This window comes from Cypionkella aquatica (assembly GCF_030161095.1).
Taxonomy (GTDB): Bacteria; Pseudomonadota; Alphaproteobacteria; order Rhodobacterales; family Rhodobacteraceae; genus Cypionkella; species Cypionkella aquatica.
The window spans coordinates 290,492-317,263 of sequence record NZ_BSPP01000011.1; the positions used below are offsets into that span (position 1 = coordinate 290,492).

Here is a 26,772-nt window from a genome sequence, read left to right on the forward strand (position 1 = left end):
ATGGATTTGGCCGAAGGCTGGACGCTGACCGACGACAGCGGCACTTACGCGGTGCCGTTTGCGTTGCCGGGCGATGGGGTCAGTGCCTTGCATCAGGCGGGGGTGATCCCTGATCCCTATCGGGGGCAGAATGAATATGATCTGCGCTGGATTTGCGGGCGAGATTGGGTGGCGCGACGTAGCTTCAGCGTGACGCGGACTGACCTCGCGCTGGTGGTGTCGATGCTGGATACCGTTGCGGAAATTGCGGTGAATGGGATCGTGGTTTTGGCCTCGGACAATATGTTCCGCAGCCACCGGGTTGATGTGTCTGGCGCGCTGCGGCTGGGCGCGAATGACATTGAGATTATCTTCCGCTCGCCCGAGGTCGAGGCTGCCAAGAGGCAAGCGGCGCAGCCGTATTTCGTGCCGTTCAGCGCCAATAACACCCCGATCCACAACGGAAACATGCTGCGCAAGCCGTCGTGTGATTTCGGCTGGGATTGGAATATCGCGCTCGCCAGCTTTGGGGTTTACGGCGCATTTTATCTGGAACCGCTGGGGGCGGCGCGGATGTCTTCTGTGGTGGTTTCACAGCAGCACTCCGCCAACCGGGCTGTCGTGCGGGTGCAAGTGGCGATGGAGGGTGCGGCAGAGGGGGCGCTGCTGTCTTTCGCGCTGGGCATATTGCGCACGACAGCTACGGTGCATCAGGGGCAGGCGAGCGCTGAGATTACGATAGAGAATCCGGTGCTGTGGTGGCCTGCGGGGCAGGGCGCGCAGGTCTTGCATGATCTGGTGATCGGCTTTGGTGATCAGGTGCTGATGCGGCGGATCGGTCTGCGCGAAGCGGCGCTGATCACCGAGAAGGATGCAGCGGGCCTTGGCTTCAAGTTCCGTATCAATGGTCGCGATATTTTTGCCAAGGGCGCGAACTGGATACCACAGGATGCGCTGGCGGGGCGGATCACGCCCGAGGCCACCCGCGATTTGCTGCAATCGGCTGTGGATGCCAACATGAACATGATCCGGGTCTGGGGGGGTGGTCGGTATGAGGCCGACTGGTTCTATGATCTGTGCGATGAATTGGGCCTGATGGTCTGGCAGGATTTCATGTTTTCCTGCCATATTTATCCGGCTGACCGGGCTTTTCTGGATGATGTGGCGATCGAAGTGGCCGAACAGGGCAAACGGCTGCATCACCATGCCAGTATGGTTTTGTGGTGCGGCGATAATGAACTGATCGGGGCGCTGACGTGGTTTCCTGAAACGCGCGCCAATCGTGACCGCTATCTGGTCGGGTATGACCGCCTGAACCGCACGATTGAAACCGCCTTGAAGGCGGCTGTTCCGGAGGCGGCGTGGTGGCCATCCTCGCCCAGCCCCGGCCCGATGGATTTCGGCGATGCATGGCATGACGATTCCAAGGGCGACATGCACTTTTGGAGCGTCTGGCACGAGGGGCGCGATTTCGACCATTACCGCGATGTAAGCCCTCGGTTCTGTTCAGAGTTTGGCTTTCAAAGCTATCCCAGCATGCAGGTGATCCGTCGCTTTGCTGACCCTGCTGATTTCAACATTGCAGCGCCCGTGATGGAGAGCCATCAGAAAAACGCCGGTGGCAATGCGCGGATTGCCGAGACGATGTTCCGCTATTTCCGCTTTCCGGTGGATTTTGAGAATTTCGTCTATCTGTCGCAAGTGCAACAAGGCTTGGCGATCAAAACCGCCGTGACGCATTGGCGCAGCCTGAAGCCGCATTGCATGGGCGCGCTGATTTGGCAGTTGAACGACACTTGGCCGGTATGTTCGTGGTCAAGCCTTGATCACGGTGGCGGCTGGAAGCTGTTGCATCATATGGCAAAGCAGTTTTTCCAAGCCGTGCTGGTCTCGGCGGTGCCCGTCAAGGGTGGTATTGAATTGCGCGCCGTGAATGATGGCGCGGCCTTGGATGTGACGGTCACGGCGAGCGCCGTGGCGATGGATGGTCAAACGCGGCATTTGGGTGCGGCCACTATTCAGGTCGCGGGAAGCGCTGTGCTGGCGTTGACGATTGCGGCAGATGCGTTGGGCCCGCAAGAGATGCTGGCCTATACTTGGTCCGATGGCAGCCAGCTGATCTCGGGCGATTGCTTTGCGCCAAAGCCTTACAAACATTACAATCTTCTGCCCGCGCAACTGCGCCATCAGGTGACCGAAGCCGATGGCCAATATCACATCACCCTACGTGCCGAGGCATTGGCCTTGTTCGTGGCGGTAGAGGCCGACCAGCCGGGTCGGTTTTCGGCCAATGCCATCACGGTTTTCCCCGGTTTTCCGGCGGCGATCAGCTTTACTCCGACAACGCCGGGCGCTGCGCCCCGTTTCACCATCCGCGACCTTCATTCCGCAACCTATGGTCCGACCGCCTGAGGAGGCTCACATGTTCAGCTATCAACTTTATTCTTCGCGCAACTTCCCGCCACTGGCCAAGACCTTGGAAATGCTGGCCGAAACCGGCTACCGCGCCTGCGAAGGCTTTGGCGGGTTATATGCCGATCAGGCCGGGCTGACCGATCTGCATGCGGGGCTGCATGCCTGCGGGTTGCAGATGCCCTCGGGGCATTTTGGGCTGGCGCAGGTCGAGGAAACCCCGGATTGGGCGATCAAAGTGGCGCAGACTTTGGGGATGCACACGGTGATCGTGCCGTGGCTGCCGCCCGAAATGCGGCCCACCAGCGGCAAGGGCTGGCATGATCTGGGCGCGCGGTTGCAAAAAGCGGGGGCGCCCTTGCGCGATGCCGGGCTGAAATTCGGCTGGCACAACCATGATTTTGAGTTCTTCAAGACCGCCGATGGCGCTGTGCCGCAAACTGCTTTGTTTGAAGGTGGCCCGGATCTGGCATGGGAAATCGACGTGGCTTGGGTGGTGCGTGGCGGTGCTGATCCCTTGGTTTGGATCGACGATCACAAATCTCGGATCGTGGCGGCGCATGTCAAGGATATCGCGGCTGCGGGCGAGAATCTTGCCGAGGATGGTTGGGCCGATCTGGGCCATGGCACCGTCGATTGGGCGCGCATCCTGCCCGCCTTGCGCAAGATTGGCGTGCGCAATTTCGTGATGGAACATGACAACCCCAGCGATCATGCGCGGTTTGCGGCGCGATCCTTGGCAACTGCGGAAAATCTGTAAGGAAATATCATGGCAAATTTGGGAATCGGCATCATCGGATGCGGCAATATCTCGACCTCTTATCTGCGGCTGGCACCGATGTTCAAAGGGCTGGAGGTGCGCAGCGTCGCCGACATGAACATGGCAGCCGCGCAGGCGCGCGGGGCAGAGTTTGGCGTGGCTGCTCAATCGGTCGATGATCTGCTGGCCAATCCTGCGGTGGATGTGGTGATCAACCTGACCATTCCAGACGCGCATTACGGCGTGACGCGGCGGATACTTGAGGCCGGCAAGCACGCCTATTCGGAAAAGCCTTTGGTGCTGACGCTGGCGGAAGGTGTCGCGTTGCGTGATCTGGCGGCCAGCAAGGGCCTTGCTGTTGGCTGCGCCCCGGATACCTTTCTTGGTGGCACGCATCAGCAAGCCCGCGCCTTGATTGACGAAGGCAAGCTGGGCGCGATCACCACCGGCTGTGCGGCGATCCAAGGCCATGGCCCGGAAAGCTGGCACCCCAGCCCGGAGTTTTTCTATCTGCCCGGTGCCGGGCCGATCATGGATATGGGGCCGTATTACATCGCCAATCTGATCAACCTGCTTGGCCCCGTGCGCAGGGTCGGGGCGCTGACATCCTCGGCCACTCCGGCGCGGGTTATCGGTTCAGGCGATCGGGCGGGGCAAGAGATTGCGGTGAAAACCCCGTCTAACATTCAGGCTTTGCTGGAATTTCACTCTGGGGCCACCATCAGTTTCTCGGCCTCGTGGGATGTCTGGCACCACAAGCGCAACCATTTCGAGCTCTATGGCACCGAAGGCACGCTTTACGTCCCCGATCCGAATTTCTTTGGCGGGCCGCTGCAGATCGCGGGGCGCGATGGCGTGGTGCAAGATGTGGCACCGTGGGATCACCCCTTCGGCATCATCAACCAAAAGGGTCATCACGGCGAAGATCTGGCGAATTATCGCACTGCAGGGATGGCGGATATGGTGCTGGCGATCACCGAGGGGCGCGATGCGCGCTGCTCGTTGGAACGGACGCTGCACGGGGTGGATGTGATGACGGCGGCGCTGCGCTCGGGCGAGACGGGTGAGTTCATCACGCTGACCACCACCTGCACCCGCCCTGCGGCTTTGGGGCCGGATCAGGCGCGGGCATTGTTGAAATAGGCAAAGGCCGGGGGGGAAGCGTCCCCCCCGGAGCCCCCTTTGCCCGTGGGCAAATCTGCAGAAAGCTTGATCCAAAGCGGCTGCGTCGTGTTGATTTTGTCCAGTTCAGCGATCACGCGGCGCTGGAGCAAACGCCGGGCTTGCAACGCAGGCCATTGCCGTCATAAACGGCGCTCAGAGCTAATGAGTACAGGCCGCATGACCGAAGACGCCCGTAAAATTCCGACCCATGAGGTCACCTACACCCGCCTGCGCGACATGATCCTGTTTGGCGTGTTAGAGCCGGGTCAGCCGGTGACGATTCAGGGGCTGACGGCGGGCTTGGGAGCAGGCATGACGCCGGTGCGCGAGGCCATTCGGCGGCTGGCGGCCGAAGGGGCTTTGCTGCCGCAGGGCAATCGGCGGGTAACTGTGCCCCGGTTGAGTGCGACAGACCTCGATCAAGTGGCATTTGCGCGACTGACGATTGAGCCGCATCTGGCGGGGCTTGCTGTTGTCACACCTGCATTGATCGCGCGGCTGGAGGCATTGGATAGCTTGGTTGATGCGGCGATCCGGGCGGATGATGTCTCGGGCTATCTGCAAAGCAATCACGCTTTCCATTTCGCTTTGTACGAGGCCGCGGGGGCGGGGGTGCTGTTGGATATGGCGCGCTCGCTTTGGCTGCGGTTTGGGCCAAGTTTGCGGGTGGTGTCCAGCCAATCCGGTGCGACCAGCCTGCCAGACAGCCACAAGGAAGCTTTGGCGGCGATGCGGGCGGGCGATGCGCTTGGCCTGTCCGCCGCGATGCAGCGCGATATCGCGCAGGGGGTCGAGCAGGTGCGCGCGGCCTTGCAGCGCGGCGAGATCTGAGCGACGCAACGCGCAGCTGCATAATTTGATCAAATTCCTTGAACGCGCGGAAGTTTGATCATATCCTGACCCAAAGGCCGCCCGGATTCGGGGCTTGGCCTGTGCCAATCAAGGGGTCATGCGATGAACAAAATCACCAATCATATGCCGACGGCTGAACTGCAGGCGCTGGATGCGGCTCACCATATGCACCCGTTCACTGCTAATACTGCATTGGGCAGCAAGGGCGCGCGGATCATGACCCAAGGCAAGGGCGTCTGGCTGACCGATTCCGAGGGCAACAAGATCATTGATGGGATGGCAGGGCTGTGGTGCGTCAATATCGGCTATGGCCGCACCGAATTGGGCGATGTCGCCAAGCGGCAGATGGACGAGTTGGCCTATTACAACACGTTTTTCCAAACCAGCCATGTGCCCGCGATCGCTTTGGCCGCCAAGATCGCCGAGTTGGCGCCGGAAGGCATGAACCATGTGTTCTTTGCGGGTTCAGGCTCGGAAGCCAACGACACCAATATCCGTCTGGTGCGGCGCTATTGGGATGCGAAGGGCCAGCCGGAAAAGCGCATCATCATCGCGCGGACAAATGGCTATCATGGCTCGACCATCGGCGGCGGGTCTTTGGGCGGCATGTCGGGCATCCATGCACATGGCGGCAAGATCGCCGGTGTGGTGCATATTGGCGAGCCGAACTATTGGGCGCAGGGCGGCGATATGACGCCCGAGGCGTTCGGGCTGGCGCGGGCGCAAGAGTTGGAGGCCATGATCCTCAACCTCGGCGTTGAGAATGTCGCGGCGTTCATCGGCGAGCCGGTGCAGGGGGCGGGCGGGGTGATTGTGCCGCCAAGCAGCTACTGGCCCGAGATTCAGCGTATCGTTGATAAATACGGGATTCTGCTGATCGCGGATGAGGTGATCACCGGGTTTGGTCGGACCGGGAATTGGTTCGGCTCGCAAAGCTTCGGGATCAAGCCGCATATCATGACCATCGCAAAAGGCTTGTCGTCGGGGTATCAGCCGATTGGCGGATCTATCGTCTGTGATGAAGTTGCGGCGGTGATTGGCTCGGATGAGTTCAATCACGGCTACACCTATTCCGGGCATCCGGTGGCGGCTGCGGTGGCGCTGGAGAACCTGCGGATCATGCAGGAAGAAAACATCGTCGCGCATGTCCGCGATGTGGCGCATCCTTATCTGGCCAAGAAATGGGCTGGGTTGATGGAGCATCCGATGGTGGGGGATGCGCAGCTGGTGGGGTTGATGGGATCCATCGCTTTGACGCCCAACAAGGCGGCGCGGGCGAAGTTTTCTTCGGATGTGGGGACGGTGGGCTATCGCTGTCGCGAGCGGTGTTTTGCCAACAATCTGATCATGCGGCATGTTGGGGATCGGATGATTATTTCGCCTCCGCTGGTGATCACGCTGGAAGAAATCGACGTTCTGATCGAGCGGGCTTGGGTGTCGATTGATGAATGTTATGTCGGCCTGAAGGGCGATGGCTTGTTCAAATAAGGCCCGGTTCGGTCAGGGCGATCTTTAAGAAAAATCGGGGCGGGGCTGTAAGGCTCTGCCCTTTTTTCATCGGTCCCGAGTTGGGACCGTTTGGATTATGATTTGAGATCAATGGGTTGATTTTTTCCCTTTAGGATTTGTTAAGGATTGAGGTGGGTTTGCAACTGCGGCGCGGTTGGCAGATGCGGGCATGGTTTTTCGCAAAAATCGAGCGCGGGGTGGCCATTCAGGGCCATGTTCTGGGGCTTTGGCGTTTGCGGTGAGCTTGAAGCCTCCGGCGGGGATATTTGGGCCAGTCTGAAAGCCGCAAGCCGGGGATTGTTTGGCTTGCCCTGCGATTGTCGGGATGGGGTTCGGGGCGGGTCGGGGTGTTCTGGGCGGATCTCCTTTTCGGTGGGGCTGTGCTTGAGTTTGCCGGCCCGCTCGCTTATTCCTTTGGCAACGGTAAAAAGGACAAGCCCCATGCGGATTCACTCTGATCTGGCTGACACGATCGGCAACACCCCGCTTTTGAAGCTGAAACGCGCGTCAGAGCTGACGGGCTGCACGATTTTGGGCAAATGTGAGTTCCTGAACCCCGGTCAATCGGTGAAAGATCGTGCGGCTTTGTATATGATCCGCGATGCGGTGGCCAAAGGCCAGTTGCAGCCCGGCGGCACGATTGTTGAAGGCACTGCGGGCAACACCGGGATTGGCCTTGCGCTGGTTGGCGCGAGCATGGGCTTTCGCACCGTGATCGTCATTCCCGAGACGCAGAGCCAAGAGAAAAAGGACATGCTGCGACTGGCGGGCGCCGAATTGGTGCAGGTGCCAGCGGCCCCCTACAAGAACCCCAACAATTATGTGCGCTATTCGGGCCGCTTGGCGGAAGCTTTGGCGCGCACCGAACCCAACGGCGCGATCTGGGCCAATCAGTTTGACAATGTCGCCAACCGTCTGAGCCATATTGAAACCACCGGGCCAGAGATTTGGGAGCAAACCGATGGCAAGGTTGATGGCTTTATCTGTGCGGTAGGCTCGGGCGGGACTTTGGCGGGCGTTGGCATGGCACTGCAGCCCAAGGGCGTGAAGATCGGCTTGGCCGACCCGGAAGGCGCAGCGCTGCATGCGTTCTATACCACCGGCAAGTTTGAATCCCCCGGCAGCTCGATCACCGAAGGCATCGGCCAGGGGCGGATCACTGCCAACCTTGAGGGGTTCACACCCGATTTCAGCTATCGTATCCCGGATGCCGAGGCGCTGCCTTTGGTGTTTGAGATGCTGGAGGATGAAGGGATATGTCTCGGCGGATCGTCTGGCATCAACATCGCCGGTGCGGTGCGGATGGCGCGCGAAATGGGGCCGGGGCACACAATCGTCACCATCCTGTGCGATTACGGCAATCGCTATCAGTCTAAGCTGTATAACCCGGCCTTCCTGAAGGAAAAGGGTTTGCCGGTGCCGCAATGGCTGGACCGTGCGCCTTTGAGCATCCCAACGGTGTTTGAAGACGCATGATCGGATCGCTGCTGCGCGCATGCCTGCTGGTTCTGGTGCTGGCAGCGCCCGCTGTTGCGCAGGATCAGCCCAAGGCCGAAGATTACAAAACCTTTGACACCACCACGACGCAGATCGAGGGGCTGGTCGCGCAAGCGCAGGTCGATGACGAGCGTTTGGGCAATATGCGGGCTGAAATGGTGCGTTGGCGCGCGACATTCACCGCAGCGCAAAGCGCCAATGCCGATCAGATCAGCACGGTGAAAAGCCAGATCGCAGCGCTTGGCGCGGTGCCTGCGGATGGGGTGGCTGAGGATCCCGCGATTGCGGCGCGGCGGGCGGCATTGACTGAAAGCCTGTCGAAATTGCAGGCCCCGGTGCTGACGGCGACCGAGGCTACGACGCGGGCCGACAGCACAATCGGCCTGATCGACAAGCTGATCCGCGAGCGGCAGGCAGACAAGCTGCTGCGGCTGTCGCCCTCTGTCGCCAATCCGGTGAACTGGCCTGCGGCGGCGAAGATGTTCCGCTGGATGGGGCAGTGGATGTGGGATGAGACGCGCTGGCGCTTCACCCGGCCGATGAACGTCGATCAGCTGCGCGACAATGCGCCATTGATCATAGGGCTGTTGTTGCTGGCGGTGTTCTTGCTGGTGCGTGGTGGGCATTGGATGCAGCGCCTGCACCGCTGGCTGCTGAACAAGACCCATATGCGCGGGCGCAATCTGATCACCGGGTTCGTGTCATTGGGGCAGGTGGTTTTGCCCGTTGTGGGGGCGGTGCTGCTGTCTTTGGCATTGCAGCGTGCCTCGTTGTTTGGCCCGATCGTGTTGTCGCTTTTTGCCAATCTGCCGGGCTTTGTGCTGACGATCCTGCTGACGCGCTGGCTGGCTTTCCGCATCTTCCCCAGCGATCCCGAGCAGGAAAGCGTCTTGGGGATGGGGCCTGAGGGCCGCGCCGAGGGCCGTCTGCAAGCGGTGCTGCTGGGGCTTGCTGTGGCGCTGTACAACCTGGTCACGGTCTGGATCGTGCCACGGGCGGCGGATTTTCTGGGCGGTGCGGCCAAGCTTGCTGCGGATCGCGCGCAAGAAGTGGCGCAATATACTGATGCCGCGATTTCGGTCGTGCAGACGCCGTTGCAGATTTTCGCGGCGATTGCGCTGTTTCGCTTGGGGCAGATTTTGCGCCAGCAAAGTGCCTCGGGGCAGGATGGGGATGCGGCGGCGTTCCGCTCCAAGCTGATCGTATGGGTCAGCACGGTGGTGACGGCGATTGCAATTGCGGCCCCGGTGCTGGGGGTGATCGGCTATGTCTCGGCGGCCAATGCGCTGATCTGGCCTGCGATCAACACGCTGACGCTGTTTGCGGTGATGGTGGTGTTGCAGGGCTTTATCGCCGAGCTTTACGTGACGGTGTCGCGGTCGGCAGAGGCGCAGCGCGAAGCGTTGGTGCCGGTGTTGGCGGGGTTTGTGATCACCTGTGCGGCGATGCCGTTGCTGGCGCTGATCTGGGGCGCGCGGGTCGTTGATCTGTTAGACCTGTGGGATTCGTTCCGCAGTGGTGTCTCGCTGGGCGGGGTGCGGATTTCGCCGACGAATTTCCTGATCCTCGCCATCGTGTTTGCGGTCAGCTATGCGGTGACGCGACTGGTGCAGGGCGGGTTGAAATCCTCGATCCTGCCGCGCACCTCGCTGGATCAGGGTGGGCAGAATGCGATTGTCTCGGGCGTAGGCTATGCCGGGGTGATGCTGTCGGCGCTGTTGGCGATCAATGCCGCCGGGATTGATCTGTCAGGTCTGGCACTGGTGGCGTCGGCCTTGTCGGTCGGCATCGGGTTTGGCCTGCAAACCATCGTGTCGAATTTTGTCTCGGGCATCATCCTGCTGGTCGAGCGTCCGGTGTCCGAGGGTGACTGGATCGAGGTTGGCACCACGCAGGGCATCGTGCAGGCGATTTCGGTGCGCTCGACGCGGATCCAGACCTTTGACCGATCAGATGTGATCGTGCCGAACTCTGATCTGATCACTGGTCGGGTGACGAATTGGACGCGCTTCAACATGTCAGGGCGGATCACCCTGCCGGTCTCTGTGCCGTTCACTTCGGACAGCCGTAGGGTCGAGGCGATCTTGCGCGCAATCGTCGAGGCGCAACCCTTGGCCATTCTGACGCCGCCGCCGGTGATCGCGCTGATGGGCTTTTCCGGCGAGGTGATGAACTTTGAAATCCGGCTGATCCTGCGCGATATCTATTTTCAGGTGGCGGTGCGATCCGAGATCAACCACCAGATTGTCGAGCGTTTTGGCAGCGATGGTGTGCTGATGTCGAACGCCCACCGCGACTATTTGAAGAAGGCGGCGGATGACGCGAAAGCCGAACTCAAGGCTTTGGCAGAAGAGCAGGCCAATCTTGATGCGGTTGAAACGTTCTTGGCGCCGGCGCGAAAATCCAGCCGCAGCGTCTTTGGTGCCGATCTGGATGATGCCAATGCCGACGATACTTATGCCGACCCGCACCCTGCAGCGAAAGACCCTGACGCATGAGCACGACTTTGCTGTTTCGCGATGACGCCTATCTGCGCGAGGCCGAGGCCGTGGTGCTGGCGCATACGCCTGAAGGGGGCATCGTACTGGATGCCACGATCTTTTATGCCACTGCAGGCGGGCAGCCCGGTGACAATGGCTGGCTGATCTGGCCCGGCGCGCGACTGCCGATTGCGACGGCGGTGAAGGTCGAGGGCGGCTTGATCGCCTTGGTGCCCGCCGAAGCAAGCGCGCTGCCGCCTGTCGGCAGTCAGGTGCTACAGCGGCTGGATTGGCAGCGCCGTCATCGCCATATGCGGGTGCATACCGCGCTGCATCTGTTGTCGGTGGTGATCCCGCTGCCGGTGACCGGCGGGCAGATTGGGGCGGACAAGGGCCGTCTGGATTTCCTCATGCCAGAGCCTCCGACTGATGTGGCGGCCCTGAATATCGCGCTTAACCTGTTGATCGAGCGTGATCTTCCCGTCACCGATACTTGGATCAGCGATGACGAGTTGCTGGCAAATCCGGGATTGGTGAAGACGATGTCGGTCAGCCCGCCCATGGGGCAGGGCAGGATTCGTCTGGTGCGGATCGGACAGGGCGATGCCCAGATCGACCTGCAGCCCTGCGGTGGCACCCATGTCGCTCGCACCGCCGAGATCGGACGCGTCGAGATCGGTCGCATCGAGAACAAAGGCAAGCAAAACCGCCGGGTAAACCTGCTGCTGGTGGACTGATCCGCCACAAATCCCCGCAAATACCGCCCGAAAACCCCAGTTTCCCCCCTTGCGCCCACGCATTATTGCAGGCTAAACACCCGCAACGGATCGGTGGCCGAGTGGTCGAAGGCGCACGCCTGGAAAGTGTGTAGGCGGGGAACCGTCTCTAGGGTTCGAATCCCTATCGATCCGCCACTTGCACACCGCAAACCCGAGATGAGGTCCCTGACGGGGCCTTTTTTCTTTTGATGTCAAAGGGGTTTAGCGAGGCCGTCCGACTTTCAGAGACTGGCGTTTCGGTCGAAGTCAGTCTCTGAAAGCCCCGCGTCTCTTTCCACACGCCCTTCACCAAAATCGAGATGGATTCAAAAGGTGATGGATTTTCAGCCACTTGGCAAAAGCGGATTGCGTCGGAGTTGAGGCGCGTTCGACCGCTGTCGATGCGAACGGAGACCCCCGAAGGCGGCGTGGTTGTGCGGAGTGGTGCGAAGTCTTTGATGACAACAGAACTTCGCCCTCATAGCCTGGCGCAATGTCGAACGGGCCCTGGACGGATGCAGAGAACGACCTGATCGTCGCGGATTACTTCGCGATGCTGGCCGACGATATCGCCGGACGGCCCTACAACAAGGCCGAGCACAATCGGGACCTTCAGGCCCGCATCGACCGCAATCGCAGTTCCATCGAGTTCAAGCACCAGAACATCAGCGCGGTGCTCAAGGGGCTCGGCGAGGACTGGATCCTTGGCTACAAGCCTGCCTTCAACTTGCAGATGACGTTGGTAGACGCCGTGGCACGTTGGCTGGCACTGAATCCGGCATGGCTCGGCCGCCAAGTTGGTTTGCGACCCGCAGGTGGTCTGCGAGAAGCGGCGCAGATCTGGATCGGTCCGCCGCCTACCATGTCGAACCATCCGCCGCCACAAGAGCTGGAGCAGATGCTTCACATCGCCCAGAAGTTCGACGTGGCGGGCCGGGATGAGCGCAACCGCGCCCTTGGCCGCGCGGGCGAGGAACGTGTGCTGGCGCATGAGCGGTCGGTTTTGAGGTCGGCGGGCCGGGACGATCTGGCGCGAAAGGTCCGCTGGGTGTCGGAGGAGGACGGCGATGGCGCAGGCTACGACATCGCGAGTTTCGCCTCGGATGGGTTGCCCCGGCTGATCGAGGTGAAAACGACGAACGGCTGGGAACGCACGCCCTTCCACATCACGCGCAATGAACTGGCCGTGGCCGAGGAGCGGCGGTCGGAATGGCGCCTGTTCCGGCTGTGGAACTTCTCACGCGAGCCGAAGGCGTTCGAACTGCACCCGCCGCTCGGTGCGCATGTATCGCTGACCGCCATGTCTTTTCAGGCGAGTTTTCATTGACGGTCAGCCATGCGCTCGTTCAGTTTGCTCCTGCCATGTTTCCCCGGAAAGCCGACATAGATCGTAGAGGGTGACGGTTGACGGCTCACGCCCGCAGGTCAGCCGTTTCAACACCTCCGGCGCGAGGTATGCGAGCCGCAATTGTCGGCTGACGTGGCGCTCTGCTAGCCCAATAGCCTCGGCCAGTTCCTGGATCGTGGCAAAATCGCCAGCCTCCATTCGCCGCCGCCAACCCCATGCGCGGCCTATGGCGCGGAGAACGTGCGGGTCCTGCGTCTGGTCATCGCTGGGCCGGTAGTCGGCAGGTGGCATGATTTTCGGCCGACCATTCTTCTTCCGAACCGTTAAGGGGATCAGGACGCGGATCGTATCGTCTGGCTTGGTCATCCTGCAGCCTCCATCTGGCGCGGCGCGACCATTTCACGGATAACGCCCGCGATGCCTTCGCGCCGAATGTCGACTTCGAGCCCGGCGCTGGTTACCGTGACACGCCGCACCAGAAGCTGGATGATCCGCGCCTGCTCGGCCGGGAAGAGTTGCGACCATAGGGCATTGAACTCGTGAAGGGCTGCGATGGCATCCGCCTCAGATGCTCCGCCGCCGTCGCGTTTCAGGGCCGCCAGCACCTGCGTTACCACCTCCGGCGTTTGCAGGATGCGCCGAACTTCGGTCACGACCGCGTCATCGACCATTCCGGCGGCGAGCCGTGGCGGCGCGGTCTCCTCGCCGGTCTCGCGGTTCCGGATCACGTCCATGGACACATAGTAGCGGTAGAGCTTGGCCCCCTTCTTCGTGCTGGTCGGCGTCATGGCGGCACCATTTTCGCTGAAGATCATCCCCTTCAAGAGCGCTGGCGTCTGCGCGCGGCTGTTGTTGGCCCGCTTGCAGGGGCTTTCCTTCAGGATGCTATGCACACTATCCCAAACTTCCGCGTCGATGATGGCGTCATGCTCTCCGGGATAGGCCTTGCCCTTGTGCAGGGCCTCACCCCGATAAACCCTGTTGTTCAGCAACCGGTACAGGTAGCCCTTGTCGATCAGCGTGCCCTGCTTGCTGCGGAAACCCTCGCCACGCAGTTCCCGCGCCAGCACTGTGGCGGAGCCCAGATCAATGAACCTCTGGAAGATCCGCCGCACATTGGCAGCCCCTGCCTCGTTCACCACCAGCTTGCGATCCTGCACATCGTAGCCGAGGGGCACATAGCCGCCCATCCAGATGCCGCGCTTGCGCGAGGCTGCCACCTTGTCGCGGATGCGTTCGCCGATGACCTCGCGCTCGAACTGGGCGAAGGACAGCAGGATATTCAGCGTCAACCGCCCCATTGAGGTGGTGGTGTTGAAGGACTGTGTCACCGAGACGAAGGTCACCCCGTTTCGGTCGAACACCTCGACCAGCTTGGAAAAATCCATCAGCGAGCGCGACAGGCGGTCGATCTTGTAGACCACCACGACGTCGATCAGCCCATCGTCGATGTCTGTCAGCAACTGCTTCAGGCCGGGGCGGTCCAGATTGCCCCCCGAGAACCCGCCATCGTCATAGCGTTCGCGCGTGGCGACCCATCCCTCGGATTTTTGGCTGGCGATATAGGCTTCGCAGGCCTCTCTCTGCGCATCGAGGCTGTTGAATTCCATGTCGAGCCCTTCCTCGCTCGACTTGCGGGTGTAGATGGCGCAGCGCAGGCGGCGGTTTGCGCGGGCGTTGTTGTCCATCATGCCCCCTCCTGCATGCGCTCGCGCAGCCCGAAGAAGCGGTATCCGTTCCAGCGGGTGCCGGTGATTTCACGCGCCACGGCCGAGAGCGATTTGAACCTGCGACCCTTCCAGTCGAAGCCGTCCTTCAGCACAGTGACGGTGTGCTCGATGCCATCCCATTTGCGCAGAAGTTTCGTGCCCGCCACGGGATTACGGGGATCCGCGATCTGGTGCTTGCGTCGATTGTGCCCTTCGACCTCGTCGGCCAGCAGTTCCAGCATGCGGCGGGTGTCGCGATCGGGGCCGCCGTAGGTCAGCTCCTGCAGCCGATACGCGATCCGAAGCTCCAGAAACGCTCGGCTATTATTCGGGGCGGCGGTGCCGATCAGCTTTTCCCATTCGACTTTCAGCTCCTTCACGGACATGGCTTTCAACGCGGCCAGGCGCGACAGAACCGTTTGATCCAAGCGTGGACCTTGGCTTGGTTTCGAGGGAGATATCTTATTGTTTCGCTTCATAAATTCCTCCGATGCGGATACGTTTCGCACGACGACCACCGCTCTTTCGGGGCAAGAAGTCCACGAAACTGTCTCCGCCGTTGGCAGATAAATCACTGGGCTGAGCAGCGTTCAGGCGAACGACGCCAGCGGCCAGGATGCGGCCGATTTCCGCGAGGCGCGCCTCGGCCGACATCCGGTCGGGGCATAGGGGGTTGGGCCCCGAGATCGGGCCTTCTGATGTAGGTAACATGGCGACTTTTCGCGATTGGGATGATGGTCAAAAGGTATCGCGAAATCCGAAAAACACAAGTCTTTCAATATCTTGTGGACAGTCGCGGCTCATGAGAAGCAGCGCGCAAATCTGCGCACGCGCTCCTTCGTCTCAAAGGCTGTCAATGAGGCGCTGGGCCGCGAATCAACCTGCGTTGCCGCTCATGAACTTGTCGAAGGTGTCGAGGGTGGGTTCTTCCTCGAGTTCAGCCAACTCCCATCGCGACGGGGCACGGTCGGGATAGAGCAGCAGTGAAATCGACATCTCGTTGCCGGGCGAGAACACGGTCATTTCGCGCACCGGCTCGGAACCTGCCCAGACGCCCGCCGGATGTTGGTGGCCGTGGCGACCGGAGTCCCCATCCACTTCTTGCGCAGCCAGGGAGCCAGCTGGCAGCTCGAGCACCGACTGTCGCGCCCGGTAGAAGACGCCGGATTTCAGCAACGGTTCGCTGGACCACGCCCAGTCGATGAAGCCTTCCTTGCCAACCACGATCATGGCGCGCTTGTCGGTGATGGTCATCCATTTCAGGATCGCCGCGGTTAGCGACACTGCATAGCGGTCCGACAACTCGGTCATCACGTCGATGTCGATGACCCGTCCCTTGATCTGCGCGCGGAAATCGTCGAGCGGCATCAGCAAGTAGGAGGCGAAGGTGTTAGCCTCACCCTCGATCTTGTTCCGTGCCTCATCCCAATCAGCCATGTTGCGGTTGGTGCATTCTAGGCCGCCGGGATGAGCACGTCTGTGGAGCAGGTAGTGGCCCAGTTCATGCGCAAGCGTGAAGTTGCGCCGCCCCACGGACCGGATGGTTTCGTTGTAAATGATGCCCCATTCACCTGATCCACCCGGGCGCGGCATCAACATGCCCTCGACACCTTTGGAGAGATTTAGCCCGCCGACCATCGTGATCGGGGCGTCAGGAAAGACCTGCCGTGAGAAGTCCTGCGCCAGCGCTGCCACATCGACCGGAAAGCGGGGTAGTCCATGCGCTGCCTGATGCAACGACAGGATCTTGGTCAGGCGATTGGCCCAACTCTGTGGCGTCGCAGGAAGGTTCAATCCTTTTTCCCCCACATGTCGATCATCTGGTTGATCTTGGCCTGATCGTCGGGGGCGAGCTTGCTGAACTTGCGGAAGAAGGCCTCCTTCAAGACCTCGTTGCCGGGCTCTTCACTGTCATCGAGGAGGTAATCGGTCGTTACCTCGAGTGCTTGGGCGATGCGAGTCAACTTCTCGCCTGACGGCTTGCGTGTATCGCGGTTCTCGAGTTCCCAGATGTAGCTCTTGCTCGAGTCGGTAAGGTCGGCGAGCTTGTCGAGGGAGAATCCCTTTTCCTGACGGTGGCGCTTGATCTTGGCGCCGAGGGACGTGGTCATCGTTCCATCCTTGATTCCTTGGCTGCAGGAGGCGCGTTCGGTATGCCGAACAAAAATGTGCTTCGCAAGTAGACGTATTGGTTTGTTCGATATATATCGAACGCCATCGTATCGCGCTGCGCTGATTCCCTCCTCCCCTGGCCAAGAAAGGGCCCCGCATGACCGCCATTGCCGCCTTCCTCCGCAAGACCCCCGTCACCCGTTTGCAGGATTACTTCACTGCCGGTGGGTTCACCTCTCTTTCGCCGATCGACTGGACCAAGCCCGAGCCGGACGTCGTCGAGCCGCTGATTAAGGCCGTCGACGGCATGTCCGACAACGAAAAGCAGCGGGTGGTCCTCGATGCGGGTCGTGTAGCGGCACTGGCTGATGAACCGGGCCAAAATGCCCTGCAGAACGTTGTGGTGAACCGTGCTGTCTTCGATACGCTAGAAGGGGCCAACAACCGTTCGCTGTGGGTTTTTCTGAAAGAACCTGATCGGTTCCGTCTCGCGGAAGAAGTCCGCTACAACGATGAGCGTCGTCGGACGCGGTCCTGGAGCGGGTTTGGCGTCGATGCCGATCTAGAGGTGAAGAACGACCCGATCTCGGTCGCGGCGTTTACGGCGGCAATTCGGGTGCGGTTTGAGACGCCCAATGTCCATGTCGACATCTTCGACCGCCACCGTGTGATCCTCGACGGCGAAGAATGCGAGCTCGTTCAGGTCGCGGTATATCGCGAAGGGCGCCCTGAAGACATGCTGGGCTTCGATTCCAACAGCACCTTGTCGCGCCGGATCGTGAAACCGGTTTTCGAGGCTGCGCTGACCTATGAAGCTGCGACTGGCGTGATCGAAGTCGTGGCTAAGACCCGCGAGGACCGGATCGATCTGACCCGGTTTATGGCGCGCGATCTGCTCGGGATCACCCTTGGTGAAGACCAGTCGCTGCCGCTGCGCGAATACGACCTCAGCATGTTGCTGCGGCCGTTCGACTTCCCGACCGACCCTGCCGACGGGATTGCCAGCGTGACCGTCAAGGAATTGCGTCTGATGGAACTCGGCGATGCAAAGGAGCGTATCACGCTTGAATCCATGTCGGGCGCCGACCGCACGATCTGGCAGATGGCGGAACACCGTATCGGACTGGACATCGGGGGCGGTGCCCATTTGTTCGGTCACGCAGGTGACGTGCCGGAATGGGTGATTACCCGCGCACGCTTCACCATCAAATTCCATCCCGGCACCTCGGGCGGTCGAGGAAAGTCTCTGGCCCTGACCGTGACTATGCCGCATGGCTGCAATCTGAAGGACATGACGCCGCAAGAGCGCTTGATCGGCGAGAAGTATCTGCGTCTTTGGGGAATCCTGAAAGATGACAATGACGATGGCGACGTCCTTGAGTAAGCGGGCGATCGACCTTCTGCTGCGGGCCATGGAAGCCCGCAGCTCGTCGTTGCAGGCATCAACACTGCAACAGGTTTCGCGCCGCGCGACCGACCTGCTGATCGAGGCAAAGCTCCTGTTGGCGAACGGCCACGTCCCTGTAGTCGCTGCGATGGACGAATACGAAGATGAGCCTATCGAGGCCACCTGGTCGCCCGAGCAAAAGTCATTTGGCTACCACGACAGCACAGGCCGCTGGATCAAAGTCGACAATCAGGAGATCTCGGCGTGCAGGGTCGACTACGGGCTGGCGCTTGCCAGGATGCTGGTCGCGTTCGAGCGGGCCGGGCCACCGCGCCCGGCACCTTTGATCGCCGATCTTGTCTGGGATGTCGGCACTATCAAGCTTTCCGGAACGAAAGCCCCCGTGCCGGTCTGGTTTTCGCGGCGGCTCAGCGACCCTGCGGTATGGGCACAGCTCGACGGACTGCTAGCGCGCAGGCCGCCAGAGGAAGTCCGCGTCATCCTGACATCGACGCCGGGCGATCGTATTTCGGTCAACACCCAGAAGCGCAATCACGTCATCAGCGCTGCAGACGTAATAGGGACCAGCAAGCTCGCGATCTCGCCTCAAGTTCTGGGAGCGCTGATCTTCCCCGGTCAGGTCCAGCGTCGGTTCCCAATCGATCACTCGGACGATTACGGGATCATCTGGCTGAGAGGTGAGACAATCACCTTCCGCAGCGACAAGCAGCGGCAGCTGTTGGGCCTGTTGTTCGATCCGTACTGGTCCGGTTCGCCCGTATGTCGGACAGCCGCCGTTCTGTTTGAAGCCGGTTACAAGGATGGCACGAACGCCCTAGCAAAGGTCTTCAGCGGCCGTGACGACTGGCGTTCATTCATCAAGTACGCTGATGGAAACTGCTGGATCGAGCCCTGATCCGAGCAAAAGCACGCGATGACAAAGGCCGCCTTCGGGGCGGCCTTTTGCTTTTTGTCGCTTTCCTACCGGGTGCCCTACCGTCCGCCTCCCTGAGCCCTACCACCCCGTCGGCCATGTTGAACCCGCAAGTGTTCGCACAAATCCGAAGGAGGTTCACATGGCGCTAAGACATCTGTCCCAGATCGAGCTGGCGGCTCGCTGGAACATTTCACACCGCACGCTGGAGCGTTGGCGGTGGACGGGCGAAGGCCCGAAGTTCATCAAACTCGGCGGGCGGGTGATCTATCGCCTCGAAGATGTCGAGGCTTTCGAGGCGGAGCAGATCCGCGGCTCGGACCACGAACCCCATCGCCCGTTGTCGGCGTGAGGGGTCGGTCATGAACATCCCCAATCGCATCACCCTCAATGACCTGCGCGGCATGCAGGTCGGCGCCATCGCCGCACTTTCGGGCGAAGAACTCGCCCCTCTGCGTCTGGAAGCCGAAGACCAACTGCGCACCGCAAAGGGCCTCTGCGACTGGCTCGATGGGGCGATCGCGCTGAAGTACGGCGACCGGGCCAATGCTGCGCGCAATGCCGATGGCAAAGACACCGGCACGATCCGCTTCGCCGATGGCGCCGTGACCGTGGTCGCTGAACTGCCCAAGCGGGTCGATTGGGACCAGGCGCAGGTCGCGTCCCTTGTCGAGCGCATCAAGGCGGATGGCGACGATCCCACGGAGTACGTCGACATCTCCTTTGATGTTGCCGAGCGCAAGTACTCCGCTTGGCCCGCGCATATCCGCATGGCGTTCGAGGGCGCGCGCACGGTGCGGACCGGCAAGCAGCGCTTCCGCCTTTCCCTGAACGACGAGGTGACGAAATGATCGGCCAGAGGAAAATGGGCCAGCTGCGCGCGCGCCATTATGGCCTCGAGAAGCTGCCAGAAACCGTCCGGATCCCCGCGTTGGGCAACCGCCGCGAGGAGACGGTCAAGCCGATCGAAACCGCGACTGTGGACGATCTGGCCTTCGCGCTCATCGCACTGAACGAACAGTCCTCGGTTCTTTACCGCGAGATCGATGCTTTGCGGACCTTGCAGGACGAAGCGCGCAAAGTCGGCGCTCGGGGCGCAGACATCGCTGGCGATGCGTTGATCGCAGCGAAGGGGGGCAAATAATGGCCCTCCCGATCATCAGCGCCGACGAACGGCTGACGCAACGCAAAGGCATCAAGGGCTGCATCTTTGGCCGGTCGGGCATCGGCAAGACCAGCCTCCTGTGGACGCTGAACGCCTCGACCACCTTGTTCATGGATCTCGAAGCCGGGGATCTGGCGGTCGAGGGCTGGAACGGCGACACGCTGCGGCCCCGCACATGGAAAGAATGCCGCGATTTCGCGGTGTTCATCGGCGGGCCGAACCCGGCACTGCGCGAAGACCAGCCCTACAGCCAGGCGCATTTCGACGAGGTCTGCGGCCGGTTCGGCGATCCGGCGGTGGTGGAGCGCTACGAGACGATCTTCATCGACAGCATCACTGTGGCGGGGCGGCTTTGCTTTCAGTGGTGCCGGGGGCAGCCCGAAGCCTTCTCGGACAAAACCGGCAAGCCGGACATCCGGGGGGCCTACGGGCTCCATGGCCGCGAGATGATCGGGTGGTTGACCCACCTGCAGCATGCGCGCGGCAAGCATGTCTGGTTCGTGGGCATCCTCGACGAGAAGCTGGACGACTTCAATCGCAAGGTCTTCCAGCCGCAGATCGATGGCAGCAAGACTGGCCTCGAGCTGCCCGGGATTGTCGATCAGGTCATCACGATGGCCGACATCGCCGATGCCAATGGCCAACCCCAGCGCACCTTCGTCTGCCAGACGCTGAACCCTTGGGGCTACCCCGCCAAGGATCGTTCGGGGCGTCTGGCCTTGATCGAGGAAACGCACCTCGGGCGGCTGATGGCCAAAATCCAAAGCCCGATCCGCCCGGCATCGGAGCGCCTGAGTTATCCGGCCGTCGCCTCGGCCGACCCTGCCGCATCGTCGGCAGAAATCACCCCTTCCACCAACTCCAACTGAAAGGAACCGTGCCATGTCCGGTATCTGGAACGACTTCAACTCCGCCCAATCCAACTCCAACGTCATCCCCAAAGGCACGCTGGCCAAGGTGCGCCTGACCATTCGCCCCGGCGGCTTCGATGATCCGTCGCAGGGCTGGACTGGCGGTTTCGCCAAGCGCGCCGCGACCGGTGCGGTTTATCTCGACGCCGAATACACGGTCGTCGACGGGCCCTATGCGCGCCGCAAGATCTGGTCGCTGATCGGCCTCTACAGCCCGAAGGGCCCGGACTGGGCCAACATGGGCCGCAGCCTGATCCGCGCCATCCTGAACTCGGCGCGCGGGATTTCCGACAAGGACAACTCGCCCGAAGCGCAGGCCCGCCGCCGCATCAACGGGTTCGGCGATCTGGATGGCTTGGAATTCGTTGCCCGGATCGACATCGGCCAGGACACCAATGGCGATGATAAGAACGAAGTGCGGGGCGCTGTCACGCCGGACCACCGCGACTATGCCGCCCTGATGGGGACGGCCGCCTTGCCGATCGGCACCGCCGCCCCGCAGGGCTATGCCCCGCAGCAGACGGCCACCACCCGTCCCAGCCAGCCCGCTTCCGCCCCCGGCAATGCCGGGCGGCCGAGCTGGGCCCAGTAAGGGGGGATCGGCCATGCGCCTGCGCCCCCGCCAGAAGGCCTTCGTCGAGCGCAGTGTGGCTGCGCTCGCTTCCCGCGGCAACACGCTGGGTGTGGCACCCACTGGCGCGGGCAAGACCATCATGCTGTCGGCGGTCACCGGCGAGATGATCGGCGATGGTGCCAAAGCCTGCGTGCTGGCGCATCGCGACGAGCTGACCGCGCAGAACCGCGCCAAGTTCCAGCGGGTGGTACCCGGGATTTCAACCTCGGTCATCGACGCCACCGAAAAATCCTGGGGCGGCCAAGTCGTCTTCGCCATGGTGCCGACGCTGGCACGGACATCGAATCTCGCCGACATGCCGCGCCTTGACTTGCTGGTGATCGACGAGGCGCACCATGCCGTCGCCGACAGCTACCGCCGCATCATCGACCGCGTGCGCGAGTCCAATCCTGACGCCCGCATCTTCGGGGTCACGGCGACGCCGAACCGGGGCGACAAGAAGGGCCTGCGCGAGGTTTTCGACAACGTGGCCGACCAGGTGCGACTGGGCGAGCTGATCGCCTCGGGCCATCTGGTGCCGCCACGCACCTTCGTCATCGATGTCGGTGTCCAGGACGAGCTGCGTTCGGTCCGCAAGACCATGTCGGATTTCGACATGGCGGAGGTCGCGGGCATCATGGACCGCGCCCCCGTCACCGACGAGGTGATCCGCCACTGGAAGGAAAAAGCAGGCGACCGGCAGACCGTGGTGTTCTGCTCCACCGTCGCCCACGCCGAACACGTCACCGATGCATTCAGGGCAGCGGGCGTTCCCGCAGCGCTGATCCACGGCGACCTGGCGGCCGAGACCCGCAAGGCGATCCTCGCCGACTACGCGGCGGGCGATATTCGCGTCGTGGTCAACGTGGCGGTGCTGACCGAGGGCTGGGACCATCCGCCCACCTCCTGCGTCGTGCTGCTGCGGCCCAGCTCCTTCAAGTCCACCATGATCCAGATGGTCGGGCGCGGGCTGCGCACCGTCGACCCCGAGGAACACCCCGGCATCGTGAAAACCGACTGCGTCGTGCTGGATTTCGGGACGTCGAGCCTGATCCACGGCACGCTGGAACAGGATGTCGATCTCGATGGCAAGACCGAGACCGGCGAGGCGCCGACCAAGACCTGTCCTGCCTGCGAGGCGGAGATCCCGCTGGCCGCCACCGAATGCCCGCTCTGTGGCGAGGCGTTCCCGCGCGAGGATCTGGATGCGGGCGAAGGCGGGGCCGCCGCGCCGCTCTCGGGCTTCATGATGACCGAGATCGACCTGCTGAAGCGGTCCAGCTTCGCGTGGGTCGACCTCTACGGCACGGACGACGCGATGATGGCCACGGGCTTCACCGCCTGGGGCGGCATCTTCTGGCTGGACGGGGTCTGGTACGCCATCGGCGGGGCGAAGGGCGAGCGCCCGCATCTGCTGGGCGTGGGCGAGCGCACGGTCTGCCTCGCGCAGGCCGACGACTGGCTGAACACGCACGAGACTGACGAGAGCGCCTTCAAGACCCGCTCCTGGCTGCGTCAGCCGCCGACCGAAAAGCAGCTTCAGTACCTGCCGCCCGAGTGCCGCCATGACTTCGGCCTGACGCGCTACCGCGCCTCCGCGCTGATGACCTTTGGCTTCAACAAGCGCGCCATCCGCCAGTTGATCGACGGCGCTGCCAGCCCCGAACGGAGGGCGGCATGACCCATGACCACATCCACCCCCATCACCGCCGAGGACCGGCGGCGGCTCTGGCATCCGCGTGGGACGCTCTGTGCTGTCTGCCGGCAACCCAGCCGTGGCTTTGGCTGGTTCGATCCGGTGCGCTCGAAGCGGCCCCGGCCATCGGTCTGGTTCTGTTCGATGTCTTGCCAAGGCTACTGGACGCGATTGGCGCGGGAGCGTGTGGCCATGGTTGACCTGACCGATGACGAGCGCGCGGCCATCGCCGCCACCATGAAGCGCGTCGCCTTGCTGATGGACGAGATTGGCTGGGCCACCTCTCTGGGTGGTCTGAGCGAGGCGCAAGTGCGTGCCCTGATCGAGGAGTCCGTCGAGGGCTTCCGTGAGGCCATGTCCGACATCGCCAAAGCCAATGCGCCAGAGGTGCCGTTTTGACCCTCGATTACAATCGTCGCCCCAGCTTCGCCGACCGGGTCAACGACGCCGTCGATTGCGCCCTGACCGGCGATCAGGCGACCCGCACGCCCCGCGACTATCTTGGCGGGTCGCGCCTTGGCCACGCCTGCGAGCGCGCCCTTCAGTTTGAATTCACGGGCACGCCGAAGGACGAGGGCCAGGACTTCAGCGGCCAGTCGCTGCGCATCTTTGCCATCGGCCATGCTCTAGAGGATATGGCCGTGGCGTGGCTGCGCGGCGCGGGCTTCGACCTTTACACCCGAAAGGGCAACCGGCCCGATGGTGGCCAGTTTGGCTTTTCCGTCGCGGGCGGGCGCATCCGAGGCCATGTCGATGGCATCATCGCTGCTGGCCCTGAGGGCTTCAGCCTCGCCGTTCCCGCGCTCTGGGAATGCAAGACCATGAACGCCAAGAACTGGCGCGCCTGCGTCAAGGACGGGGTCACGCAGTCCAAGCCGGTCTATGCCGCGCAGATTGCAGTTTATCAGGCCTACATGGAAGCCAGCGTGCCCGGCATCAGCACTGCGCCCGCCGTGTTCACGGCCATCAACAAGGACACGGCTGAGATGCACCACGAGATGGTGCCCTTCGATGCCGATCTTGCGCAGCGCATGTCGGATCGCGGGGTGCGGATCCTGCAGGCGACCGATGCAGGCGACTTGCTGCCCCGTATCGCTGCCAGCGCCGATTTCTTCGAATGCCGCTTCTGCCCATGGGCCGCCCGCTGCTGGAGGCTGGATCGGTGAGCGAGGACAGCATCCTGCACTTCAATCCGTGGGTGGATTTCAACGACAGCCCACCGGCCGAAAACCCGTTCGGCTGCGATCCGGACTCGGACCAGATCGCCATCTTCCTCGACACCGTGTTCAGTTGGTGCGAAGGGCTGATCCCCCTGCGCGGCTTTGTCGACAAGGGTCAGGGCCGGGACGGCAAGCCCCACAACATCTGGATCGCGGCCGATGGTACCGCCCGCGAAAAACTGGCGACCTTCGCGGCATGGGCCAATCGTGAAGGGGCGGCCGTCTATGTCATCCCCGGCACGGTCGCCGAACAGGGCCAGGCCCGCGCCGCCGATGTGCTGCAGATGCAGGCCCTCGTGGTTGATCTCGACGCGGGTGACATTCCGGCTAAGCTGGATTACATCGTCAGCCACCTCGGCACGCCCACGCTGATCGTAGAAAGCGGTGGCCGCACGCCCGAGGGCGCGGCCAAGCTGCACGTCTGGTGGAAACTGACCGAACCTGCCGATGGCGAGGATCTGGCCACCCTGTGCCGCCTGCGCGGTGATATCGCGGTGAAGGTCGGCGGCGACACGCATTTCCGCTCTGCGCACCAGCCTATCCGTGTCGCGGGTACGGTCTATCACAAGCACGGCCATCAGCGGCTGGTGCAGATCCGCGACCACAACCCGGTCGAAGTCGATCTGGCGGATTTCGCGGAACTGGTGGCCGACATGCCACCGCTGCCAGGCGTAGGCATGGCCAGCACGCCGCTATCGGTCGCAAAGCCCGGCGTCGATGCCGTCCTGACCACCCCTGTGCGAGAGGGCGCAGTAGATGACTGGTCGCGATTTCAGGGGGCAAGCGCCGCCATCGGGCATTACATCCGCCTGGTCCACGATGGCCGCATTGACCCCACCGAAGGCTGGGAAGCGATCTGCGGCTACAACGCTGCGATGCTGCGCCCTGAATGGCCGATTGATCGGCTGCAGGCCGAGGCAGAACGGCTCTGGGCTCTGCATGTAAAGCGCAACGGCCCGCCGCTCATTCGCGCGGCACGCATCAACACCCCCTCCAGCCCGCTGCCAACCTTCAGCCTTGGCGAACTGCTTGATGATCGCAGCCCCATGCCGGATGACATAATCGCGCCGCGCGTTCTGACGCCGGGCGGACTGCTGGTGCTGGGCGGCGCGCCGAAGGTCGGCAAGAGCGATTTCCTGATCTCGTGGCTCGTCCACATGGCGGCAGGCGTGCCATTCCTCGGCTTCACACCGCCCCGACCGCTGCGCGTGTTCTATCTTCAGGCGGAAATCCAGTATCACTACCTCCGCGAACGGATGCAGCAGATCAGCCTGTCGGCCGGGGTGATCGCAGCCGCACGCGACACCTTCATCGCCACGCCCAAGCTGAAGCTGCTGCTGGATGCCGACGGCGTCACCCGCATCGCCGAAGCCATCCGGGCGGCTTTCCCTGATGCGCCGCCCGACGTGATCGTCATCGATCCGATCCGCAACCTCTTTGATGGCGGCTCGGATGGTGGCGGTGAAAACGACAACACCGCCATGATGTTCTTCCTGAAAGACAGGGTCGAGGTTCTGCGCGAAGCGATCAATCCGGACGCGGGCGTCATCCTGGCACACCACACCCGCAAGGCGGCAAAGCATCAGGTGAAGGACGATCCCTTCCTTGCCCTCTCCGGCGCAAGCGCGCTGCGGGGCTTTTACACCTCGGGTCTTCTCATGCACCGGCCCGACGAGGACAGCACCCAGCGCCGCCTGGAAATCGAGCTGCGCAACGGCCCCGCGCTGCCGGGCAAACTGATCGACAAGGTGAAGGGCGAATGGGTCGAGCTGAACCCGCGGAACGAGCGCCTGGTGCGCAAGGAGGTCGGGGCCAAGTTCGATGCCGAACGGCTGCGCAAGCACGATGTCATCCTTGGCATGCTCCTCGATGAGGCGGCGGGCGAACGGCTCTACACCGCCATGCAGTTCGCCGAGACCTTCGAGAACCGGGGCGGTCTGGGCAGCAAGCACACCATCCGCGAACGCCTCTCTGTGCTCGCCACCAAGGGCTTCGTGAAGTTCCTGCGCGACCCATCGGGGTTCGGTTTTCCCGTCACCCGGTCGCGGTTCGGCTATCTCTGCGTGGAAGGCATGCAGTTCGGTTCGCCCATCGAGGAGGTCGATCCGGCCACCGGCGAGGTCACCACGGAGGTCCGTCCGGTCCTGCCCAGCCACTTCAAATGCCCCCAGTCCGGGCTCAGCCTTCAGGTCGAAAACCCTGCTGTCTGGGTCTACCAGGACGGGTCCGAGGGCGACCTAACTCATATGAGTGAGGCCTGACTCAT

The 26,772-nt window shown here is 62.2% G+C and carries 25 protein-coding genes and 1 tRNA gene; 21 read left to right on the forward strand and 5 right to left on the reverse strand.

Annotation, left to right across the window (positions count from 1 at the left end; all coding sequences use genetic code 11):
- The 10 genes from QQJ98_RS16815 to QQJ98_RS16860 all read left to right on the forward strand — a co-directional run bounded on the left by QQJ98_RS16815 (position 1) and on the right by QQJ98_RS16860 (position 12,738).
- Positions 1 to 2,391, forward strand: coding sequence for a beta-mannosidase (locus tag QQJ98_RS16815; RefSeq protein WP_284326521.1), 2,391 nt, complete (start codon positions 1 to 3; stop codon positions 2,389 to 2,391).
- A gap of 10 nt (positions 2,392 to 2,401) precedes the next feature.
- Positions 2,402 to 3,151, forward strand: a complete 750-nt coding sequence (locus QQJ98_RS16820; RefSeq protein WP_284326522.1) for a sugar phosphate isomerase/epimerase family protein — start codon at positions 2,402 to 2,404, stop codon at positions 3,149 to 3,151.
- 9 nt (positions 3,152 to 3,160) lie between these two features.
- Positions 3,161 to 4,294 (forward strand): Gfo/Idh/MocA family protein, encoded by a 1,134-nt coding sequence (locus QQJ98_RS16825; protein ID WP_284326523.1) that lies wholly within the window; start codon positions 3,161 to 3,163, stop codon positions 4,292 to 4,294.
- Between the two features lie 198 nt (positions 4,295 to 4,492).
- Positions 4,493 to 5,146 (forward strand): GntR family transcriptional regulator, encoded by a 654-nt coding sequence (locus QQJ98_RS16830; protein WP_284326524.1) that lies wholly within the window; start codon positions 4,493 to 4,495, stop codon positions 5,144 to 5,146.
- A gap of 123 nt (positions 5,147 to 5,269) precedes the next feature.
- A complete protein-coding gene (locus QQJ98_RS16835; protein WP_284326525.1) occupies positions 5,270 to 6,655 on the forward strand; it encodes an aspartate aminotransferase family protein in 1,386 nt (461 codons plus the stop codon).
- A gap of 462 nt (positions 6,656 to 7,117) precedes the next feature.
- Entirely contained in the window at positions 7,118 to 8,152 is a 1,035-nt protein-coding gene (locus tag QQJ98_RS16840) for a cysteine synthase A (protein ID WP_284326526.1), read from the forward strand.
- Positions 8,149 to 10,671, forward strand: coding sequence for a DUF3772 domain-containing protein (locus tag QQJ98_RS16845; RefSeq protein ID WP_284326527.1), 2,523 nt, complete (start codon positions 8,149 to 8,151; stop codon positions 10,669 to 10,671). Before QQJ98_RS16840 ends, QQJ98_RS16845 begins: the two co-directional genes overlap by 4 nt.
- Positions 10,668 to 11,390 carry an alanyl-tRNA editing protein gene (locus QQJ98_RS16850; protein ID WP_284326528.1) on the forward strand — a complete coding sequence of 241 codons (723 nt, stop codon included), beginning with the start codon at positions 10,668 to 10,670 and terminating at the stop codon, positions 11,388 to 11,390. The genes QQJ98_RS16845 and QQJ98_RS16850 overlap by 4 nt, the downstream gene beginning before the upstream one ends.
- An 87-nt stretch (positions 11,391 to 11,477) precedes the next feature.
- Positions 11,478 to 11,567, forward strand: a tRNA-Ser gene (locus QQJ98_RS16855).
- Positions 11,568 to 11,904: 337 nt separating this feature from the next.
- Positions 11,905 to 12,738 (forward strand): protein NO VEIN domain-containing protein, encoded by an 834-nt coding sequence (locus tag QQJ98_RS16860; RefSeq protein ID WP_284326529.1) that lies wholly within the window; start codon positions 11,905 to 11,907, stop codon positions 12,736 to 12,738.
- A 3-nt stretch (positions 12,739 to 12,741) separates the two neighbouring features.
- Here the strand turns inward: QQJ98_RS16860 and QQJ98_RS16865 are convergent, their stop codons facing one another.
- The 5 genes from QQJ98_RS16865 to QQJ98_RS16885 all read right to left on the reverse strand — a co-directional run bounded on the left by QQJ98_RS16865 (position 12,742) and on the right by QQJ98_RS16885 (position 16,579).
- Positions 12,742 to 13,125 (reverse strand): hypothetical protein, encoded by a 384-nt coding sequence (locus QQJ98_RS16865; RefSeq protein ID WP_284326530.1) that lies wholly within the window; start codon positions 13,123 to 13,125, stop codon positions 12,742 to 12,744.
- Positions 13,122 to 14,447, reverse strand: coding sequence for a recombinase family protein (locus tag QQJ98_RS16870; protein WP_431307834.1), 1,326 nt, complete (start codon positions 14,445 to 14,447; stop codon positions 13,122 to 13,124). The genes QQJ98_RS16865 and QQJ98_RS16870 overlap by 4 nt, the downstream gene beginning before the upstream one ends.
- Positions 14,447 to 14,896, reverse strand: coding sequence for a DUF2924 domain-containing protein (locus QQJ98_RS16875; protein ID WP_284326532.1), 450 nt, complete (start codon positions 14,894 to 14,896; stop codon positions 14,447 to 14,449). Before QQJ98_RS16875 ends, QQJ98_RS16870 begins: the two co-directional genes overlap by 1 nt.
- Before the next feature lie 448 nt (positions 14,897 to 15,344).
- The gene (locus QQJ98_RS16880) at positions 15,345 to 16,262 is read right to left on the reverse strand and encodes an ImmA/IrrE family metallo-endopeptidase (protein WP_284326533.1); all 918 of its coding nucleotides are present in this window, start codon (positions 16,260 to 16,262) and stop codon (positions 15,345 to 15,347) included.
- Positions 16,259 to 16,579 carry a helix-turn-helix domain-containing protein gene (locus QQJ98_RS16885; protein WP_284326534.1) on the reverse strand — a complete coding sequence of 107 codons (321 nt, stop codon included), beginning with the start codon at positions 16,577 to 16,579 and terminating at the stop codon, positions 16,259 to 16,261. Before QQJ98_RS16885 ends, QQJ98_RS16880 begins: the two co-directional genes overlap by 4 nt.
- Positions 16,580 to 16,737: 158 nt before the next feature.
- Between QQJ98_RS16885 and QQJ98_RS16890 the strand changes: the two genes are divergently transcribed.
- From QQJ98_RS16890 to QQJ98_RS16940, 11 genes are all read left to right on the forward strand, one after another.
- Positions 16,738 to 17,964, forward strand: a complete 1,227-nt coding sequence (locus QQJ98_RS16890) for a hypothetical protein (RefSeq protein ID WP_284326535.1) — start codon at positions 16,738 to 16,740, stop codon at positions 17,962 to 17,964.
- Positions 17,939 to 18,883, forward strand: a complete 945-nt coding sequence (locus tag QQJ98_RS16895) for a hypothetical protein (RefSeq protein WP_284326536.1) — start codon at positions 17,939 to 17,941, stop codon at positions 18,881 to 18,883. Before QQJ98_RS16890 ends, QQJ98_RS16895 begins: the two co-directional genes overlap by 26 nt.
- A gap of 160 nt (positions 18,884 to 19,043) precedes the next feature.
- On the forward strand, positions 19,044 to 19,253 hold the full coding sequence (locus QQJ98_RS16900; protein ID WP_284326537.1) for a helix-turn-helix transcriptional regulator: 210 nt from the start codon (positions 19,044 to 19,046) through the stop codon (positions 19,251 to 19,253).
- A 10-nt stretch (positions 19,254 to 19,263) separates the two neighbouring features.
- A complete protein-coding gene (locus QQJ98_RS16905) occupies positions 19,264 to 19,752 on the forward strand; it encodes a hypothetical protein (protein WP_284326538.1) in 489 nt (162 codons plus the stop codon).
- Positions 19,749 to 20,045: a hypothetical protein gene (locus tag QQJ98_RS16910; protein ID WP_284326539.1), complete on the forward strand. Its 297-nt coding sequence runs from the start codon at positions 19,749 to 19,751 to the stop codon at positions 20,043 to 20,045. The genes QQJ98_RS16905 and QQJ98_RS16910 overlap by 4 nt, the downstream gene beginning before the upstream one ends.
- Positions 20,045 to 20,935 carry an ATP-binding protein gene (locus QQJ98_RS16915; RefSeq protein WP_284326540.1) on the forward strand — a complete coding sequence of 297 codons (891 nt, stop codon included), beginning with the start codon at positions 20,045 to 20,047 and terminating at the stop codon, positions 20,933 to 20,935. The genes QQJ98_RS16910 and QQJ98_RS16915 overlap by 1 nt, the downstream gene beginning before the upstream one ends.
- Positions 20,936 to 20,948: 13 nt before the next feature.
- Positions 20,949 to 21,569 carry a hypothetical protein gene (locus tag QQJ98_RS16920; protein WP_284326541.1) on the forward strand — a complete coding sequence of 207 codons (621 nt, stop codon included), beginning with the start codon at positions 20,949 to 20,951 and terminating at the stop codon, positions 21,567 to 21,569.
- Between the two features lie 13 nt (positions 21,570 to 21,582).
- A complete protein-coding gene (locus QQJ98_RS16925; protein ID WP_284326542.1) occupies positions 21,583 to 23,271 on the forward strand; it encodes a DEAD/DEAH box helicase in 1,689 nt (562 codons plus the stop codon).
- Between the two features lie 3 nt (positions 23,272 to 23,274).
- Positions 23,275 to 23,685 carry a DUF6511 domain-containing protein gene (locus QQJ98_RS16930; RefSeq protein WP_284326543.1) on the forward strand — a complete coding sequence of 137 codons (411 nt, stop codon included), beginning with the start codon at positions 23,275 to 23,277 and terminating at the stop codon, positions 23,683 to 23,685.
- Positions 23,682 to 24,452: a hypothetical protein gene (locus QQJ98_RS16935; protein ID WP_284326544.1), complete on the forward strand. Its 771-nt coding sequence runs from the start codon at positions 23,682 to 23,684 to the stop codon at positions 24,450 to 24,452. Before QQJ98_RS16930 ends, QQJ98_RS16935 begins: the two co-directional genes overlap by 4 nt.
- Entirely contained in the window at positions 24,449 to 26,767 is a 2,319-nt protein-coding gene (locus QQJ98_RS16940) for an AAA family ATPase (protein ID WP_284326545.1), read from the forward strand. Before QQJ98_RS16935 ends, QQJ98_RS16940 begins: the two co-directional genes overlap by 4 nt.
- The last annotated feature ends 5 nt before the right edge of the window (positions 26,768 to 26,772 follow it).

Coding starts and splice junctions, on each gene's coding strand:
- QQJ98_RS16815 (WP_284326521.1), top strand. CDS start 1: ATGGATTTGGCCGAAGGCTGGACGCTGACCGACGACAGCGGCACTTAC.
- QQJ98_RS16820 (WP_284326522.1), top strand. CDS start 2,402: ATGTTCAGCTATCAACTTTATTCTTCGCGCAACTTCCCGCCACTGGCC.
- QQJ98_RS16825 (WP_284326523.1), top strand. CDS start 3,161: ATGGCAAATTTGGGAATCGGCATCATCGGATGCGGCAATATCTCGACC.
- QQJ98_RS16830 (WP_284326524.1), top strand. CDS start 4,493: ATGACCGAAGACGCCCGTAAAATTCCGACCCATGAGGTCACCTACACC.
- QQJ98_RS16835 (WP_284326525.1), top strand. CDS start 5,270: ATGAACAAAATCACCAATCATATGCCGACGGCTGAACTGCAGGCGCTG.
- QQJ98_RS16840 (WP_284326526.1), top strand. CDS start 7,118: ATGCGGATTCACTCTGATCTGGCTGACACGATCGGCAACACCCCGCTT.
- QQJ98_RS16845 (WP_284326527.1), top strand. CDS start 8,149: ATGATCGGATCGCTGCTGCGCGCATGCCTGCTGGTTCTGGTGCTGGCA.
- QQJ98_RS16850 (WP_284326528.1), top strand. CDS start 10,668: ATGAGCACGACTTTGCTGTTTCGCGATGACGCCTATCTGCGCGAGGCC.
- QQJ98_RS16860 (WP_284326529.1), top strand. CDS start 11,905: ATGTCGAACGGGCCCTGGACGGATGCAGAGAACGACCTGATCGTCGCG.
- QQJ98_RS16865 (WP_284326530.1), bottom strand. CDS start 13,125: ATGACCAAGCCAGACGATACGATCCGCGTCCTGATCCCCTTAACGGTT.
- QQJ98_RS16870 (WP_431307834.1), bottom strand. CDS start 14,447: ATGGACAACAACGCCCGCGCAAACCGCCGCCTGCGCTGCGCCATCTAC.
- QQJ98_RS16885 (WP_284326534.1), bottom strand. CDS start 16,579: ATGACCACGTCCCTCGGCGCCAAGATCAAGCGCCACCGTCAGGAAAAG.
- QQJ98_RS16890 (WP_284326535.1), top strand. CDS start 16,738: ATGACCGCCATTGCCGCCTTCCTCCGCAAGACCCCCGTCACCCGTTTG.
- QQJ98_RS16895 (WP_284326536.1), top strand. CDS start 17,939: ATGACGATGGCGACGTCCTTGAGTAAGCGGGCGATCGACCTTCTGCTG.
- QQJ98_RS16900 (WP_284326537.1), top strand. CDS start 19,044: ATGGCGCTAAGACATCTGTCCCAGATCGAGCTGGCGGCTCGCTGGAAC.
- QQJ98_RS16905 (WP_284326538.1), top strand. CDS start 19,264: ATGAACATCCCCAATCGCATCACCCTCAATGACCTGCGCGGCATGCAG.
- QQJ98_RS16910 (WP_284326539.1), top strand. CDS start 19,749: ATGATCGGCCAGAGGAAAATGGGCCAGCTGCGCGCGCGCCATTATGGC.
- QQJ98_RS16915 (WP_284326540.1), top strand. CDS start 20,045: ATGGCCCTCCCGATCATCAGCGCCGACGAACGGCTGACGCAACGCAAA.
- QQJ98_RS16920 (WP_284326541.1), top strand. CDS start 20,949: ATGTCCGGTATCTGGAACGACTTCAACTCCGCCCAATCCAACTCCAAC.
- QQJ98_RS16925 (WP_284326542.1), top strand. CDS start 21,583: ATGCGCCTGCGCCCCCGCCAGAAGGCCTTCGTCGAGCGCAGTGTGGCT.
- QQJ98_RS16930 (WP_284326543.1), top strand. CDS start 23,275: ATGACCACATCCACCCCCATCACCGCCGAGGACCGGCGGCGGCTCTGG.